9 protein-coding genes are annotated in these 18,002 nt (G+C 50.4%); 3 read left to right on the top strand and 6 right to left on the bottom strand.

The window, feature by feature from the left end; all coding sequences use genetic code 11:
• Positions 1-178: 178 nt before the first annotated feature.
• On the top strand, positions 179-8,905 hold the full coding sequence (locus AC1HDJ_RS12565) for a glycoside hydrolase family 94 protein (RefSeq protein ID WP_479536078.1): 8,727 nt from the start codon (positions 179-181) through the stop codon (positions 8,903-8,905).
• A 312-nt stretch (positions 8,906-9,217) separates the two neighbouring features.
• Entirely contained in the window at positions 9,218-11,455 is a 2,238-nt protein-coding gene (locus AC1HDJ_RS12560; protein ID WP_479536077.1) for a tRNA(Met) cytidine acetyltransferase TmcA, read from the top strand.
• Positions 11,456-11,893: 438 nt separating this feature from the next.
• Here AC1HDJ_RS12560 and AC1HDJ_RS12555 read toward each other — a convergent pair whose 3' ends face one another.
• The 4 genes from AC1HDJ_RS12555 to AC1HDJ_RS12540 form a co-directional block, all read right to left on the bottom strand.
• Complete coding sequence (locus AC1HDJ_RS12555) at positions 11,894-12,205, bottom strand: DUF2897 family protein (RefSeq protein WP_479536076.1); 312 nt, start codon at positions 12,203-12,205, stop codon at positions 11,894-11,896.
• A gap of 46 nt (positions 12,206-12,251) precedes the next feature.
• A complete protein-coding gene (locus AC1HDJ_RS12550; RefSeq protein WP_479536075.1) occupies positions 12,252-12,920 on the bottom strand; it encodes a M15 family metallopeptidase in 669 nt (222 codons plus the stop codon).
• Positions 12,917-14,044 (bottom strand): succinyl-diaminopimelate desuccinylase, encoded by a 1,128-nt coding sequence (dapE, locus tag AC1HDJ_RS12545; protein WP_479536074.1) that lies wholly within the window; start codon positions 14,042-14,044, stop codon positions 12,917-12,919. The genes AC1HDJ_RS12550 and dapE overlap by 4 nt, the downstream gene beginning before the upstream one ends.
• Before the next feature lie 101 nt (positions 14,045-14,145).
• Positions 14,146-14,511, bottom strand: coding sequence for an ArsC family reductase (locus AC1HDJ_RS12540; protein ID WP_479536073.1), 366 nt, complete (start codon positions 14,509-14,511; stop codon positions 14,146-14,148).
• Between the two features lie 315 nt (positions 14,512-14,826).
• On the opposite strand from AC1HDJ_RS12540, the gene AC1HDJ_RS12535 reads away from it, so the two are divergent.
• The gene (locus tag AC1HDJ_RS12535) at positions 14,827-15,117 is read left to right on the top strand and encodes a winged helix-turn-helix domain-containing protein (protein WP_438622833.1); all 291 of its coding nucleotides are present in this window, start codon (positions 14,827-14,829) and stop codon (positions 15,115-15,117) included.
• 183 nt (positions 15,118-15,300) lie between these two features.
• On the opposite strand, the gene AC1HDJ_RS12530 is transcribed toward AC1HDJ_RS12535, so the two are convergent.
• Both AC1HDJ_RS12530 and narQ read right to left on the bottom strand, forming a co-directional pair.
• A complete protein-coding gene (locus AC1HDJ_RS12530; RefSeq protein WP_479536072.1) occupies positions 15,301-15,930 on the bottom strand; it encodes a response regulator in 630 nt (209 codons plus the stop codon).
• A 104-nt stretch (positions 15,931-16,034) separates the two neighbouring features.
• Positions 16,035-17,723: a nitrate/nitrite two-component system sensor histidine kinase NarQ gene (narQ, locus tag AC1HDJ_RS12525; protein WP_479536071.1), complete on the bottom strand. Its 1,689-nt coding sequence runs from the start codon at positions 17,721-17,723 to the stop codon at positions 16,035-16,037.
• Positions 17,724-18,002: the final 279 nt, after the last annotated feature.

Here is an 18,002-nt window from a genome sequence, read left to right as displayed (position 1 = left end):
CTGTTTTTTCTGCTGTTTATCCCACCAAAGTATTAATTCTCTGCGTGCCGACGTATTAAGCATTTGTAGCCTATAGTTATAAAACAGGGCGTTCATTGTATGGGCGTTGATGCATATTGCTGTCATTTCTTACGGCCGCGGGGTTTAGATTAACTCGCACTGATAACAGGACTTTATCGTGAGTGAGAATCTTTTTTCAGTGATACACAGATGGGTAAATCGCTGGCCAAATTGGCAGCACCCAGAGGCGGCTGGCTTGCAAGAAGATGCCCCTTTACGGGCTGAATTGTTCAGTGCCGAGCAGATGGTGCGCCATGGAAAGGTGCTAGCCCGATCGCATAAGTTAGCAAAACGAACATACCCTGATCGCCTATTAAAGCGTTTGGAAGATAACGAGCGGGCTCTGGTACGCTGCTGTCAGCTCCTACAGGCTTCAACTCAAACCCAACAATTACCCCCCGCCGGAGAGTGGTTGCTCGATAACTATTATTTGGTTGAAGAGCAGATTCATTTGATCCGCCAGAGTTTGCCGAAAAAATATGGGCGTGGTTTACCGCGTTTAAGTAACGCAAACCAGCAGGGTATTCCGCGGGTATATGATATTGCGCTGGAAGCCATTGCACATGGTGATGGCCACTGGGATGCCGACAGTTTTAGTGGTTTTATCAGTGCTTACCAGACGTTGTCTGATCTGAGCTTGGGGGAGTTGTGGGCGCTGCCCATTATGCTGCGCCTTGCCCTGATTGAAAACTTACGCCGCATTGCACTGTGTCAGATAGACGATGTACAACAGATATCACTGGCCATTATCTGGGCAGAGCGCTTACTGAGCGTAGCACAAGCCTCTTCAGATCAGCAGTTACAGGCAGTAGCAGAGATGGCTGCGGCGCAGCTTCCCTTAACGTGTGGTTTTATTGCTGAATTTACCCGCCGTTTGCAGGGAAAAGGGGCGGCGTTAACGCTGGCCACCGATTGGTTAACGCTGCGCCTGCAAGAGCAGGGCAAAACCATTGAGTCAGCCGTGCAGACACAAGCCCAGTTACAGGCCACTCGCCAGTTATCGGTCAGTAATAGTATCAGTAGCTTACGCCATTTAGATGAGATGAACTGGCCTGAGTTCGTTGAAACAATGAGTGTGACCGAACAAATTTTGCGTACAGACCCTTGTGGTGTGTATGCGCAGATGGATTTTACGACCCGTGATACTTACCGGCATGTTATTGAGCGTTTAGCTCGCAGTAGCCGCAATAAATACAGTGAGCCGGTTGTTGCTCGTAAGGTGTTGGAACAGGCTCAGCAGGCAGCTTCGCGCTATGCCGCAGATGACAGGCGCACCCATGTCGGCTATTACCTTATTGGTGATGGTTTGGCAGCGGTTGAGGCGATGTTCAGTGTCCGGCGCGGTATTCGGGCAACATTACGGCAGGCAGTAAAAAAGTATGCGCTGCATGTCTATGTTTCTGCTGTGATTGTTGGGGCGATGATTCCTGTCTGGCTAATGGCATATGTCAGTAGCCCCGTTCATTGGTTGTTGCAGGCGGTGTTGGGTGTTAGTGGCCTTATCGCGTTCAGTCAGCTGGCGTTATCACTGATTAATGAAGTGCTGACACGTCAGGTGCATCCGGCACATCTTCCTAAAGTAGATTATTCACAAGGGCTGCCGCCTGAGTGCCGATCTTTAGTTGCGGTGCCGATGCTATTGCGCAGCCGAACACAAATTGATGAGGCAGTTGCCGCGCTTGAGGTACGGTATCTGGCTAACCCTGATGCTTATCTGCATTTTGCTCTGTTAACCGATTTTACCGATGCCTCACAGCAGATTATGCCGGAAGATGGTGATTTACTGGCTCATGCCAAACAGCATATTCTGAATTTAAATCAGCGAATTAACAGTGATTCGCGCAGCAGTATTTTTTTCCTGCTACACCGTGACAGACGCTGGAATGAAGGCGAGCAGTGTTGGATGGGCTATGAGCGTAAGCGCGGAAAACTGGCCGCGCTGAATGCGTTTTTGCTGGGGCGTGATGCTGATGCGTTTGACAGTGTAACCGGCCGACGTGCGGTATTGAGTAATGTGCGCTATGTGATAACCCTTGATCTGGACACCCAATTACCACCGGATGCGGCGCGTCAGTTGATTGGTACTCTGGCTCACCCGCTTAATCAGGCGGTATACGACCCTATTTGTCAGCGAGTGATCACCGGCTATGCGATTCTACAGCCACGTATTGCAGAAGTGATCCCCGAGCAGGGGCCAAACCGGTATACCCAAATTTGCGGTGCGGAGTCGGGGCTTGATCCTTATACCCGTACCGTTTCGGATGTGTATCAGGATTTGTTTGGTGAAGGCTCTTTTATCGGCAAGGGGATTTACGATCTGGCGGTATTTGAGCGCGTATTGTCTGATCGCTGGCCGGATAATCAGGTGTTGAGCCATGATCTGCTGGAAGGTTGTTATGCCCGATCCGGCTTGATCAGTGACATTACGCTGTATGAACCGCCGGTTGAAAACTATCTGGTTGATGTGGCCCGTCGTAGCCGCTGGATCCGGGGAGATTGGCAGTTACTTCCGTGGTTACGTCGTAAACTGCGCAACACACAAGGGCAGTATGAGCATAATACGTTATCGGCTCTGTCGCAGTGGAAGCTGTTTGATAATCTGCGTCGCAGCATGGTGCCAGCAGCAACATTAACCTTACTGATCAGCAGCTTGTTGTTGTGTTCACCGGTTGTAGTTGCCGTTTTACTGGCCGTGTTGCTCGCCGGTTCTCCGCTGTTGGCTTTGTTGCTTGATGTGGCGGTGATGCCGGCAGAGATTTCGCTGTATCAGTACTGGCGTTTGAGTGTGAAACAGATGTTTTCCCGCCTGCGTCAGCGCAGTATTGAGCTGCTGTTATTACCTTTTGACGCGTATTACCAAACCAAAGCGATGATCACGGCAATTTGGCGCATGTTGATTAGCCATGCTGGATTATTAGAGTGGACAACCGCTGAGGTTGCGCAGCAAAACGCAAAAACCGAGGCTAGTGTTTTCTATCGCCGGATGTGGTTCTCGGTGCTGTGCGCGCTGTTGATCCCTGCGGCTGTATTGTGGCTTGCTCCGCACAATATGCTGATTGCCCTCTTGCTGGGCGCTAGCTGGTTTGCTGCGCCCGCATTACTGGCGTATATCAGCCAGCCGGTGGCCCGCAAAAATACGCAGTTTGATGCTTCACAACAGACATATTTACGTCAGTTAAGCCGTGAAACATGGGTTTTTTTTGAAACTGTTGTCAATGCAGATGAGAACTATCTGCCACCAGACAACTTTCAGGAAGTACCTGAGCCGGTGGTGGCACACCGCACCTCACCGACCAATATTGGTTTATCGTTATTAGCTAACTTAACTGCATTTGATTTTGGCTATATTACCCGCCACAACTTGTTACAACGTTGCACATTAACTCTGAATACGCTCGATCAGCTTGGGCGTTATCGTGGTCATTTCTACAACTGGTACGATACACAAACGCTCAGACCGCTGTATCCGCGCTATATCTCAACGGTAGACAGCGGAAATCTAGCCGGACATTTATTGGTTCTTCGGCGTGGATTACTGGCTTTGCGTGTACCGTTACAACATGAACCCGCACAACAAAACTCATTGTATACCCCCCCTGATATTGCCCGTTTCCAACAGGCTATGCAGGGAATGATAGATGCACTGAATTTGCTGTGCAGTGCGTTGGCTGACAGAGCCTCACCGGTGTGTGTGCAGCAGATTACTGCACTGAGAGCTGCGCTGTCTGATGATCTTATTCATATCATTACCGACAGTGATTCTGCGCATGTCTGGTTTGGCGCTATTCACCAACAGGCTTTCGCACTTAATCTCTATATTCAGGATACCTACAGCGGCAGTATTGCTCGCCGTTGGTCACTGGCTTTAGTTCAGCAGGTTGAGGATATACAGCAAGAACTGGCGCTGAGTCAGGAACAACTGCAGCAACAAAATGAGCAGATTACCCAGCTTGCGGCACGGCTATTTGATTTTGCCCAGATGGATTTTGAGTTTTTGTTTGACCCAGCCCAACAGCTGTTACGGGTGGGGTATAACCTTGACTCTCGGCATTTTGATCAGGGGCATTATGATCTTTTACAGTCAGAGGCGCGGTTAGGGCATTTTCTGGCGGTGGCTCTGCACCAGATCCCGGTAAAAAGCTGGTTTAATTTGGGGCGGTTGCTCTCGGTGGTTGAGGGCCGGGCGGTATTGGCTTCATGGAGCGGCTCGATGTTTGAGTACCTGATGCCGCAGCTGGTGATGCCCTCTTACCACGATACGATGATCACCCAAACCTGCCGCAATGCTGTATTGCAGCAGATCAGTTATGGTAAACAGATGATGATCCCGTGGGGGATTTCTGAGTCGGGTTATAACCAAGTTGACGGGCAGTTTAACTATCAGTATCGCGCATTTGGTGTACCCGGTTTGGGGCTAAAACGCGGTTTGACCGAAGATCGGGTTATTGCCCCATACGCCACTATGATGGCATTAATGCTTGAACCTGATGCGGCCTGTCAGAACCTTCAGGCGCTGCAAGCGATAGGCGCTCGTGGTGCTTTTGGTTTTTATGAAGCGTTGGATTTCACACCGAGCCGATTAAACCGTGGTGAGCCACATGTGCTGATTCGCTCCTACATGGCGCACCATCAAGGAATGGGCTTTTTGGCGCTGGCTCATCAATTACTGGGCCAAAAAATGCCCCAGCGTTTTAATGCAGAACCGTTGTTCAGAGCGGCGCATTTGCTGCTGCAAGAGAAAATGCCGAAAGCCATTAATCTCTATGTACAGCGTCAACAGTTTGAGCCTGTCATCCATGATATTCAGCACAGTGGTGATGTGCAGAGACGGTTCTATGCGCAAGATTTGAGTTCGCCTGAAATTCAGTTGCTTTCAAACTCACGCTACCATGTGATGTTGAGCCAGAGCGGTGCCGGTTATAGCCGTTGGCAAAATCTGGCGCTGACCCGCTGGCGTGCTGACCCGACCACCGAGAAATATGGGTTATTTTGCTATATCCGTGATCTGGATACAGGCAGTTACAATAGTATCAGCTGTCAGCCGCTTGGGGTGACAACGGAACTGTTTGATAACGACTATCAGGCGGTATTTTCAGAGTCAAAGGTTGAGTATCAACAAGCGTTGCCACAGTTGAAAGTGCACACCGAAGTAGTAGTCTCACCGGAAGATGATGTTGAATTACGCCGGATTACCCTGACGAATCTGAGCTATCATCGTAAAGAAATTGAGCTAACCAGCTATACAGAAGTAGTGCTTGCTCCGCTGATTACTGATCAGTTACACCCTGCATTTAGTAATCTGTTTATGCAAACCGAGATTGTTGGCGGGCTGCAAACGCTGCTTTGTCATCGTCGGGCGCGTACCGCAAAAGAGCAAAACCCGTGGCTGTTTCACCAGTTGAACGTGCATGATTCGGTGCTTGACGGTGTGAGTTATGAAACTGATCGGGCAAAATTTATTGGCCGAGGCCGCACTGCGGCAAATCCGCTGGCGATGCAGGCAGGGCAGGTGTTGAGTAACTCACAGGGCGCAGTACTTGATCCGGTGGTGGCTATTCGCCGGAAAATTGTGCTAGAACCCAATGCCGAGGTCACGGTTGATCTGCTACTGGGCATTGCTCCTGAGCGTGAGCAGTGTTTGCAGTTGGCTGAAAAATACCATGATCGGCATTTAGCCGATCGAATTACCCATTTGGCGTGGACACACAGTCAGGTTTTTCTGCATCAAATCAACACGGTTGAAACTGAAACTCTGCTGTTTAACCGCTTAGCTGGCCTGATTCTATTCCCTGATGCTCGGTTACGTGCTGCTGCCGATATATTGTCTGAGAATCGCTTGGGGCAGTCGGGCTTATGGCCGTATGCCATTTCAGGCGATTACCCTATCGTATTGCTCTTTATCCACCAAGCAGACGGTGTTCGCCTAATGCAACAGCTGGTACAAGCGCATGCTTATCTGCGTCTGAAAGGCTTTGCGTTTGATCTGGTGATACTGAACGAAGAGGTAGCTGGTTATCGGCAAGAGCTGCAAACACACTTAGGCAGCATGCTCACTTCCGGCCCGGCGGCAAGCTGTATTGATCAACCTGCGGGGGTATTTTTACGTGCAAGTCAGGCGATGCCGGCAGATGACCGGCGTTTATTGCAGTCGGTTGCCGCGCTGATTATTGACGATCAGTTCGGATCACTGCCCGATCAGCTCAGTGTTGCCCGATCTTTTCCCCGCCAGTTGGATATACCTGCAGATCTTCCGGCAGATTTGCCGACAAGTTTGCCAAAAACTGCGGGTGCGGAGTCTGAACCGGCTTGCCACTATCCTCAGCATGATCTGCGCTTTTTTAATGGGTTGGGTGGGTTTAGTTCCGACGGGCGAGAGTATGTGATGCTCTTGGATCAAGAGCGGAAAACACCGGTTCCTTGGTCAAATATTCTGGCTAACCCGCGTTTTGGTTCAGTGATCAGCGAAAGCGGGCAGGCCTATACGTGGTATCAGAATGCGCATGAATACCGTTTAACGCCGTGGAATAATGATCCCGTGAGTGATAGCAGCGGTGAAGCTTTTTATATTCGCGATCAGGAAAGCGGGCAAGTTTGGTCGCCAACGGCGCTGCCATGCCCTGGTACGGGCGAGTATCGTACCCGACACGGCTTTGGTTACAGCTTGTTTGAGCATACTGAACGCGGAATTACCTCTGAACTGCGTATTTTTGTCGCGCGCGAACGGCCGGTAAAGTTCTTCCGGCTGAAACTGATTAACCGTTCAACGGAACGCCGGCGTTTGAGTATCACCGGATTCGTTGAGTGGATTTTAGGTGATCTGAAAAATAAAACTGCCGCACATGTGGTGACTTCAGTTGAACCACAAACCCGTGCGGTGCTGGCACGAAACAGCTATAACCAATCGGGGGATACCCGCACTGTCTTCTTTGATGTCAATTTGCCTGAACGAACACTCTGTACTGACAGACGTGCATTTTTAGGCTCGTTGGGCCGTGAAAGTCAGCCGGCTGGCTTGAATGCGGCATCACTCAATACTGCATTTGTGACTCAAGGGGCGAACAACCCTATCGGCAATACTGCTGGTAGCACCGCGGGGAAAACCGGTGCAGTTGACCCTTGTGCTGCTTTGCAGGTGAGCCTGATGTTACTGGCGGGTGAAGAGCGCGAAGTGGTATTTATGCTGGGCGCTGAAGATTCACCGGAGCAGGCGGTCACACTCTTACAGCATTTACGCGGGATAGGTGCTGACAATACGATGACGCTGGCGGCACACGCTGATCAGGAATTTGCCACCGTACAGGATTTCTGGCACACCACACTTGGCGCACTGCAAGTGACAACCCCTGAGCCAGAGCTTGATCTGCTGCTCAATGGCTGGTTACTGTATCAGACACTGACCTGCCGCTTTGAGGCGCGAAGTGGTTATTATCAGTCGGGCGGAGCATTTGGTTTTCGTGATCAGCTACAAGATTGCATGGCACTGGTTCATGCCGCCCCGCAACTGTTACGCCAGCATTTACTGCTAGCGGCATCTCGCCAATTTGCAGAGGGAGATGTACAACACTGGTGGCATCCGCCGATGGGGCAAGGGGTGCGCACCCGCTGCTCTGATGACTACCTCTGGCTACCGTATGTTTTGTGCCATTATGTGGCCAGCACCAGTGATATCAGTATTTTGCACGAGCCGATTCATTACCTGCAAGGGCGCAGCCTCAGAGAGGGGGAAGAGTCATATTACGATGCTCCGCAGATCAGTGAGCTGAGTGAAAGCCTCTATCAGCATGCCGTTCGCGCGGTGATGCACGGCCTGCGCTTTGGGGTGCACGGTTTACCGTTAATGGGGTCTGGAGACTGGAATGACGGTATGGATCAGGTCGGAATCGAAGGCAAAGGTGAAAGCGTGTGGCTGGGCTTTTTCCTGTACGATGTACTGCAGCGCTTTGCTGATCTGGCAGAGCGAACCGATGATCTGCATATGGCTGCGCTCTGTTTAGATCAGGCCCAGCAGTTACAGGTAAATTTGGAAGCATCGGGCTGGGATGGTCAGTGGTATCGTCGCGCCTATTTTGATGACGGCACACCGCTCGGTTCAGCGAGTAATATTGAGTGCCGTATTGATTCTATCGCACAAAGCTGGTCGGTATTATCAGAGTCCGCTGCACTTGAGCGTAGCCGCTTGGCGATGCACTCACTGAATACTCACTTAGTCAGACGGCCGCAAAATATTATTCAGCTACTTGACCCGCCGTTTGATCAGGCCGCGCTAAACCCCGGCTATATCAAAGGCTATGTGCCCGGAGTGCGTGAAAATGGTGGCCAATATACCCATTCGGCGGTGTGGGCAACCATGGCTTTTGCCAAGTTAGGGGATAAAGAGCGGGCTTGGGAGCTGACCCGTATGCTAAACCCGATTAACCACGGCAAAACACTGGCACAGGTAGCACAATATAAGGTTGAGCCATATGTTGCCGCTGCGGATATTTATGCGGTTGAACCACATACGGGGCGGGGCGGCTGGACATGGTATACCGGTTCCGCTGGTTGGATGTATCGCCTGATGAGCGAGTCACTACTGGGTATTCGTCGCAGTGGAACACGTTTGCTGATTGAACCGTGCCTGCCAGAAGAGTGGGAAAGCTACAGTCTTCGTTACCAATATCAGGATACGTTGTATCTGATCACGGTATCGCAGGTAGATACCGATGCGGGAATCACTATTGATGGCGTTGCCAGCCCGCACGAGGGAGTGCAGTTGCATAATGATACGAAAACGCATCAGGTCAGTATTCGTGTATTGCGGGAAAAGGGGTTGCCCGATAAGCGTGAAACACGCCAGCGGGCATAACCATTAAAAGTGAGAGTGGCTAATTTACAAACCAATTGGCCAGTTCAACGGTTAACTTAATGGTTAGCCGATACGTTATACACCACTTTTAGCTAGCATAATCCAAATCACGGGCAGATAATTTTTGCCCGTGCTTTTCTTTTTTCTGTTTCGGGTGCAGTTTTCCCATCAGCTCTGCATAATCAACACATGTACAGGCATGCAATGCCTGCGTGAGTCTTTTCTATAAATTAATTACCGAGTTTTGCCCACATGGTTACGCCAGCCAATTCTACTCCCTGTTCTGTCATACCAAACTGTGTTGTTTCTAATATGCCCGATACGGATTTCCCGCAATGGTTACAGCAGTGTGTGGAGGAAACGGCACGGTTGCATATGGCCGGGCACCGCCGTTTACTGGTTATTAGCGGTTCAGCACATTGGGTTGATAGGCAAAGCCAGTTGATGCAACAACACTTGCCGGGGGATTGGCTGAACATGCCAGATCAGGTGGCGTTTCGATCGGCACAGACTCTGCTCGGACAGGAGTTTCAACATACGGTATTTGATGCCCGTGCCGGATTTGATCTGCAGGCATTGGCTATTGTGGCCGGAACATTAACCGCAGGAAGCTGGTTGGTCTTACTGCTGCCCCGCTGGGCTGAGTGGGCCGTAGCGCCTGATAGCGATAGCTTACGTTGGTCAGAGCAAACTTCACCAATTACAACGCCACACTTTGTTGCACACAGCCAACGTCTTTTTGCTCAGTCGTCAGTGTTTTGTTGGTGTGAAGAGCATGAGCAGGATACAGCCAATGTGTTGTTTAGTGCGGCGCAATTTACTGCGATACAAACTGCTGATATACAATCTATCGAGATATCGCCTCCCCCCATTTCGTGGCTAACCGCTAGGCTGCAAAGTAGTACGCTAGCACCCGAGTGTAGCGAATCATCGGCGCAATGGCAGCCGCCAGATGGCTTGCCGACCACTGAACAACAGCAGGTTTTGCAGTGTTTATTGGCGACAACATCAGGGGTATTGAGTTTAACGGCTGCGCGCGGGCGCGGAAAATCTGCAGTGGCGGGGATGCTGGCGGCCAACTGGTCAGGTAACGGTAAGGTGTGGGTGACAGCCCCTAAACGCGCCTCGGTTGATACACTGTTTTTATATGCAGCAGGGCATGCCGAATTTTATGCCCCCGATGCTTTACTGATCTATTGTCAGCAGCAGGGCCGTTCGCAGATTTTTGCACAAACTGACTGGCTGCTGGTTGATGAAGCAGCAGCAATTCCTGCGCCGCTGTTGCAGGCATTGCTGCCTTTTTTCCCACGAATACTTCTTTTAACGACAGTGCAAGGGTATGAGGGAACAGGACGCGGTTTTGAGCTTAAATTTTGTGCAGGGCTCGCCCAGCAAGGTTATCAGTGGCAGGCGCTGACACTCCAGCAACCGATGCGTTGGGCGGTAGGTGATCCGCTGGAGCAGACCGTTGCCGATCTGCTGTTGCTCGGCGCTGAACATGAGATAAGCGTTGCGGCCACTGAACCTTCTGGCAAGCCTGCGGTATTACCTGATTTGATTGAGTATAACCGCTGTATAACTGCTGATTTTAAACTACAACCTGAACGCCTGAAGCGTTTTTATGCTTTGCTGACCAGTGCCCATTACCGTACCACACCGCTGGATTTACGGCGGTTATTTGATGCGCCGGATAACCACTATCTATTGGCGGAAAACCAAACAGGTTCTGAATCTGCACTGCTCGGTGGTGTTTGGCTAATTAATGAAGGTGGGCTAAGCGCAGAGCTGGCACAGGCTATCTGGCGGGGGGAACGCCGTCCGCGTGGGAATCTGCTGGTGCAGTCACTGGCTGCGCACGCAGACTTACCGCAAGCCTGCCAGTTGCACTCGGTACGGATCAGCCGGATCGCCGTTGCACCCGATTACCGCCGGCAGGGGCTGGCCGCCAAGCTGGTGGCTCAGGTTGTTGGAAATGCCGCGGTATCGGGGCTGGATTTTGTTTCGGTTAGCTTTGGTTTTACGCCGGAACTTTGGCTGTTTTGGCAGCACTGCGGCTTTGTTCTGGCTCGTATTGGTACACAAAAAGAGGCCAGCAGTGGCTGTTATGCGGCCATGGCGCTGAAAGCCTGTTCTGCACAAGGCGATCAGTTGTGCCAGCAAGCACAGGCTGATTTAGCACGTCGCTGGCCCTTGATTGCGGCCAGTGATTGGATGGATTTTCCCGCCAATGCGCATCTTCCCTCGGCACTCAGCGCACAACCAAGCTGGCAGTGGTTATCGGCTGACCAGCGTGAACTGGAAGGGTTTGCCTATGCGCACCGAGCGCTAGAAACTAGTTGGCCTTCACTGTGTCGATTACTCAATATTTCTGCTGCCGCGCTGCCGCATTTGCGCTCTGGGGTTTTTCTGCCGGAATATCCGTTAAACGGCCAATTATCATCGCCATGTGTCAAAAAAACAGTCAGCCACAAAGTGTGGTTACAGGCATGTCGGCATGAGGTGGCTACGGTGCTGGAGTCCGGTGAGCTGATACCTGTTTGTATCGGATAATTACGGTAACGCAAATACAACAACATGAGGCTGTCTGGACGATGCTGTTTTGACGAGACTTTCTTGACGAGACTTTCTTGACGAGACTTTCTGGTAGAGTAAACAGGCTGGCGGAGTGAGCTGGGGTTAATGCCGTCATACCGACAACGATGTAGCGCCGCACGTTAGGCAAAAGAGAAAAGTCAGCGCACTGCAGGAAATAAGGAGGAGACAGTGCGCTGGAAAGATAAAACCGCTACATTGTAGACTCAGTAACGGGATTTTCATCAGGAGCAAGAGGCATTGCTGACTGATTTTCTGAGTACTCAGCGACTGCTTTTTCATACTCATCGTGGTAAGTCATTCATGTCCTCCCTGTTGTAATAAGTACTTTAAGAATAGCCCGTTTCATAGCGGTTAAAAGGGGGATTCCTACAGAAACGTGACGTACTGCTGAAGTTATTGCGGGCCATTGTTACGATTGTGATCTTCTTTCCTGTCTGTTTTAGTTTGTTGCGTAGCAGTTGCATTTTTTATCAGAGAAGTATCGCTCGTCTCGGATGCCTTATTTTTGTTAACCTGACCCCAATCGTCATTCTCGCCATCACTTTCATCATCGTCATACCCAGTTTGCGGCGGCGGATACGATCTTCCTTTCGGCATTTTCATGTTAGCAGTGGCTTTTAACAGCGCTAAATTCCCACCAATAACGGCAATCACAGTAATGATAATGAGCCATTTATGGGAAAAAATCTCTGCAAGTAGCGCCATCACTTAGCTCCTTGTACTGGCGTGATTGTTTTTGTGAGAGCACAACTCAACGAATGTAGCGCTCAAACAGCGTATCAAGATGCGTGAGCAGGGTTGTTTTTCCGGCAATATCCTCTTGCTCCCACGCGCTGATCAAACGCTGCGGAGTCAGCTGTTGGGCCAGTTTTTCAGACAGCGGAAGATAGCTGATATGCCATGGCTCTATCGCAACGCCCCCCTGATCACGGGTAAAGGGCAGGGCAAAATCAAACTGTGGTAGGGTATCGTGCAGCCAGAGGGTGAGATCACTGAAATAGCCGCCTTCCTGATACTCCCACGGCTCGAGCTGCAAATGCTGCCCAACCGGTAAACGGTCAGGATCATAAATATCAATCTCGGTTCCCCAGTGGTGTCGGCTTGCCCCCGGCAACGCTGACCAGCGTAAAATGGCATGGCAGCGTGCCAGCTCATCAAGCGTCAGCACATTCAGTGTCTGCCCCTGATCATCGTGTACCCGCCGTTGACCCGAAAATTTTGCATTCCAGATGGCCTGCTGGCGGGCAAAATCACGAAAACTGCTGGCGGCTTGCAGGTTAAAGCCATGCTGTTTGGCGGCCTGTTGCAGCGCAATAAATGCATTACAGGCCTGCGGTTGCAGGGCATGGTGATTATCCAGCGGTTGTAAATGCCGGCGGCTCTTTCCGGTTAAGCAGAGCGGGTCAAACGGGGTGATCACAACAGTAAATTCTCCAGTGTGTGCTGATACATATCAGTTAATTGTTCCAGATCGGCAATCCGTACACACTCATTAATTTTGTGGATAGTGGCGTTGACTGGGCCAAGTTCAACAATCTGGCTGCCCATTTGGGCAATAAAGCGCCCGTCTGATGTACCGCCGGTCGTTAACAGTTGTGGGGTTATTCCAGCTGAGCGCTGGATGGCGGCAGTCACTGCATCCACCAATTGCCCTTGTGCCGTTAAAAACGGCTGGCCAGAGATATTCCATGTCAGGGTGTGGGGTAAGTCGTACTGTGCCAGCAGATTGGCAACGCGTTGCTGAACCTGAGCGGTGGTCACTTCGGTGCTAAAGCGCAGATTAAATTGCACATATAGCTCACCTGGGATCACATTATTGCTGCCCGTTCCTGCCTGCACGTTGGCAATTTGCAAACTGGTTGGCGGGAAAAACGCATTACCCTGATCCCACTCAATGTTGACCAAGTCATTCAAAAAAGTCAGCGATTTATGCACCGGATTATCGGCCAGATGTGGGTAGGCAACATGCCCTTGTATGCCTTTTAGATACAGGTTGCCGGTCATTGAACCACGGCGGCCATTTTTCACCACATCGCCCACCTGCGTGGTGCTTGATGGCTCGCCGACCAGACAATAATCAATCATTTCATTACGCGCCATGAGGGTTTCGACAACTTTAACTGTGCCGTTAATAGCGCTGGCTTCTTCATCTGAGGTTAGCAAAAATGCTAACGAACCTTGATGATCGGGGTTTGTTTGCACAAAACGCTCGGCGGCAATCACCATTGCGGCCAGTGAGCCTTTCATGTCTGCCGCCCCGCGCCCGTATAGCATGCCTTCCTGAACGGTTGGCGTGAAAGGGTCAGTGTGCCACTGGGTTATATCACCGCTCGGTACAACATCGGTGTGTCCGGCAAAGGTGAAACAGGGGCGCGCTGTTCCGCGTCTGGCCCACAGATTGAGGGTATCGCCATTGGGCATCCACTCTAGGGTAAAACCGGCAGCGGCTAAACGGTCGGCTAACAGGCTTTGGCAGCCGGCATCATCAGGGCTGACCGAACGGCGGCGAATCAATTCACTGGCTAAATCAACAACGGTTGTCATGGTACGGGTACTCTCCCTGTAAAATGTAGGAATGCAGACCGGTTTTTAGCCTGCATTTTTTATCGTTTTTATCATCGCTACCAGCCAATAATTGGCGGGCATTAGCCTGCAAATGCGGCTTGATATAGCGTATCTTTGAAGCCGAGCAGGTATTGCGGTTGGCTGTTGGTTGGGTGTTGATAGACCAGCAGCGGGCGTTTGATCATCACTGGGTGTTGTAGCATCAGCGCGCAGGCTTTTTCTGCGGTGATATCAGCTTTATCACTTTCAGGCAGTGTTCGCCATGTTGTACCGCGGGTATTGAGCAGCGCTTCCCAGCCCAGCTGCTCTACAAATGTGTTGAGCAGAGCAGCATCAAGACCATCAGCACGGTAGTCGTGAAAACGATAGGCAATGTGGTGATCATCGAGCCAGCGGCGGGCTTTTTTCACGGTATCGCAATTTTTTATTCCGTACATCACACTCATCAAACTGCCTCTTTTTTTATTCTTACATGGTGATTGCTTATATCCCCCCTATGCTTTTGGTGCTTGCTATAGCACATGCCGCTATAACGTATTTAGTGATAAACGCACTTTTAACTATGGTTAGCGATAGAGCATTTGTATGGGGGATACAGAGCTTTCGTGCAGACGTTATACCGCGAGCCTGCCATACAGGTAAAGGGGGTGGCCAAAGAGCAGGGAAAATCCCCATTGGCTCACAGTTATTGGATTTTAATGCGCAAGATATGATCAGGCAGTGGGATAATAGCGAATATGATGTTTGCCAAGGAGTGCGTTATGCGTCTGAATTCTGTCTTTGCCCGCCGTTTGTATTTGTGCCATTTACTGGCCAGTACCGAGCGGCCGAATATCCCTTTCTTGATGACCACGACCGGCTGGCCGCGCCGTACACTGCAAGATGCGATGAAAGCACTGCACGGATTAGGGGTTGAGATCCACTTTGTGCAAGACGGTATTCGCAATAATGACGGTTATTATCAGCTGCAAAGCTGGGGGCCGTTGCAGGCGCAGTGGGTAGCCGAGCACCTTGATGAGATTCAAACGGCGCTGGCATCTGATCAGCAATAGGCTACCGCCGCAAATATAGCCATTAATACAGCTACAAATTACTGCCATAAAAACAAAACCCCTCATGCCATGTGTTCTGGATGAGGGGAATACGAAAAAGGATAACCTGTTACGGTTTATGGCAAAAAGAGCATGGTCGCCGGTTATCCCCTTGTTATGTATTGGGTAGTGATAGCGGTAGTATCAGCTATTGCGTTGTTCCAGATACAACACAGTTGCGGCCACCCGTGATCTGACATTTAACTTGCGCAGCATATTGCGGATATGCACTTTTACTGTCTCTTCTGAAATATGCAGTTGTAGTGCAATTTGCTTGTTTGACTGACCAAGTGCCACTTCTTTAAGCACATCAAGTTCACGCTCGGTTAATCCAGCCAGTGGGGCAGGGTTGTCATTTCTGGACTGCAAATATTCATACACAATATCGCTGAATACTGTTTTTCCCTCTGCCGCTTGCTGCAATTTTTCCAGCAATAAATCGGGCTCGGTATCTTTTAGCAGATAACCATCGGCTCCGGCATCAATCAGCGCATAGATATCGGTGCGCGAGTCGGAAACAGTCAGAATAATAATCCGGCTATCAATATTTTCATGGCGTAATGCTTTGAGTGTATCAAGCCCCGACATGCCTTTCATATTCAGGTCGAGCAGGATCATATCCGGCTGTTTGGCGTTGGCTAATGCAATCGCTTCACTGCCATTACTGGCTTCGCGGATTTCAGAGAATATCGGCTCAAGTTCAGCAAGCTGGCGAACTCCACGCCGCATCAGCGGGTGATCATCAACAATCAAAAGCGTGTATTGTTCGGTCACGGCGTTACCTTCTGTACTGCTGTAATAGTGTAATTATTCTCATTAACTCTCGGGTAATGTAACTCAAAGCGTAAAACATTACCGCTAACTTAATGATGATAAGCTTAATGATGGCGAAAGGTTAGCTGAACCTCAGTGCCATGTGGCTCAGTGCGTTTAATACTGAGTTCCCCCCCTAAACGGGTGGCTCGCTCACTCATGATATTCAGCCCATAATGCCCAGCGGGCTCTTCGGTGCTGCTGATACCAATGCCATCATCGGCGATACTTAGGATATTGCAGCCATCGTCGGCGATATGCCCGCTGACGCGGATAATATGGGCATTGGCATGCTTTATCGCATTAAGTACGGCTTCGCGCACAATTTGCAGTGCATGCACCTGCTGCTGGGCGGTTAATACCTGTGAAGGTAGGCGGCAGTCAAGGCTGATGTGCGCGGAGGTTTGCACCTGTAACGGTGCGAGGATCTGCTCAAGTGCCTGATGCAGGTCAGCTTCCTGAATGGTCAGGCGAAAGGTGGCCAGCAGCTCACGCAGTTGCCGGTAGGCATCGGTCAGCGCCTGTTCAAAATCGGCAATGATCGCGTAGGTTTTTGCCTGATCATGCGGCAGGGCGCGTTTAAGCAGTGTCAGCTGTATGCGTAAAAATGACAACGCCTGCGCCAGAGAGTCGTGCAGTTCGCGGGCGATAATGGCGCGCTCTTCCATCAACAGTAATTGTTGTTGTTGTTTTTGCAATCGGCTGAAGTACAACCCACGTGCGATCATTCGGCTGATGTTTTCCATTAGGCGCACATCCGGACACTGCTGTGGCGGGCATTGCCAGTGTAAAATACCCAGCGTGTAGTCATTCATGCACAGTGGCAGTGATTGGTGGATGCTGGAAGTTTGTGCTTCACCGCGCTGCAGTATCCAGCTTTGGGCCGCATGCTCGGTAACTTCAAGCTGGATAGCGTGTAACTGCTCTTCATGCAGCACTTTATCGAGCAACAGCTCAAGCGTGGGCTGATCAACTTGTGTGACATTTAGCGTTTGTGAGCACTCATATAGCACTGATAATGAACGATTGGCGTCCGTCAGGTTCTGGGTTTTCAAGGCCACCTGCTCTTCAAGAGAGCGGTACAACTTGCTCAGCTCCGCTGACATTGACGTGAAAGTACGCGACAAACCGCCCATTTCGTTGGTGAGATCAACGGCGAGTGGTTGGTGATCAAATTGCCGGTTTTGCACCTCTTTGCTGGCGGCAATCAGTTTATCTAGCGGGGCGATAATCTGCCGACGGGTAAACAGCATGGTGAAGAGTGCTAGAAACAGAATGCCGATTAACCCGATACCACCGGTGACACCAGCAATCGCCAGTTTGATCTCAGAAAAACGCTGCAGTTCATAAACAAAGTGGTCTATCTGGCTGACATAATCGACTATCTGATCAAGATAGTGCTGGTTCTGGTGCTGATTGATTTGCTGATGAATTTGCTGCCATGTTTCGAGCAGTGAACGGTAGCTCTGCCGAAGTGAGTGTGGTGTTAGCGGGCTATCAAGCCTGATTAACGAAGGCGCAGTGAGTGATTGCTGGTAGTGTGCCAAATGCTCGGGCAGTGAGTCTGAATGGGTTTGTAGGTCGTAGGCAATTCGGTAGCTCTGCATTCGCAGTGAACCGGCGATATTGATCGCTTCGGCATCTTTTAAGCTGCTAACCAGTGTCATCAACCCGAGCAGGGTTGAGATCATAGATAGAATCACGATACCAATCAGGCTGCGATCAATGGTACGGGCGACAGAGGTCTGTTTCATGTGGGGCTGCGTTTCCTCAGGTTTTATCCTGACTATTTTAGCGCGGGTGCGGGAAAGATTTATATCGTTAAAAATTCCATGTTCAGAAAGATAAAATAAGTGATGCTGTTTCTCCTTAGTAAATATGCTCTTGCATGCATATAGTTAGTCATTGGTATAAAAATCACGATTTTGATTTTGTGATCTGGCGCATTATCGCTGGCTATTTTTTGCCCAAAGACATTGATCTTAAACAATACACACACTTATTTACCTAATTTGGGTAATTATACTGCACCG

This window comes from Plesiomonas sp. ISS29 (genome assembly GCF_056522795.1).
The sequence above is the reverse complement of the archived record's forward strand: the minus strand, read 5'-3'. Positions and strand labels throughout refer to the sequence as shown.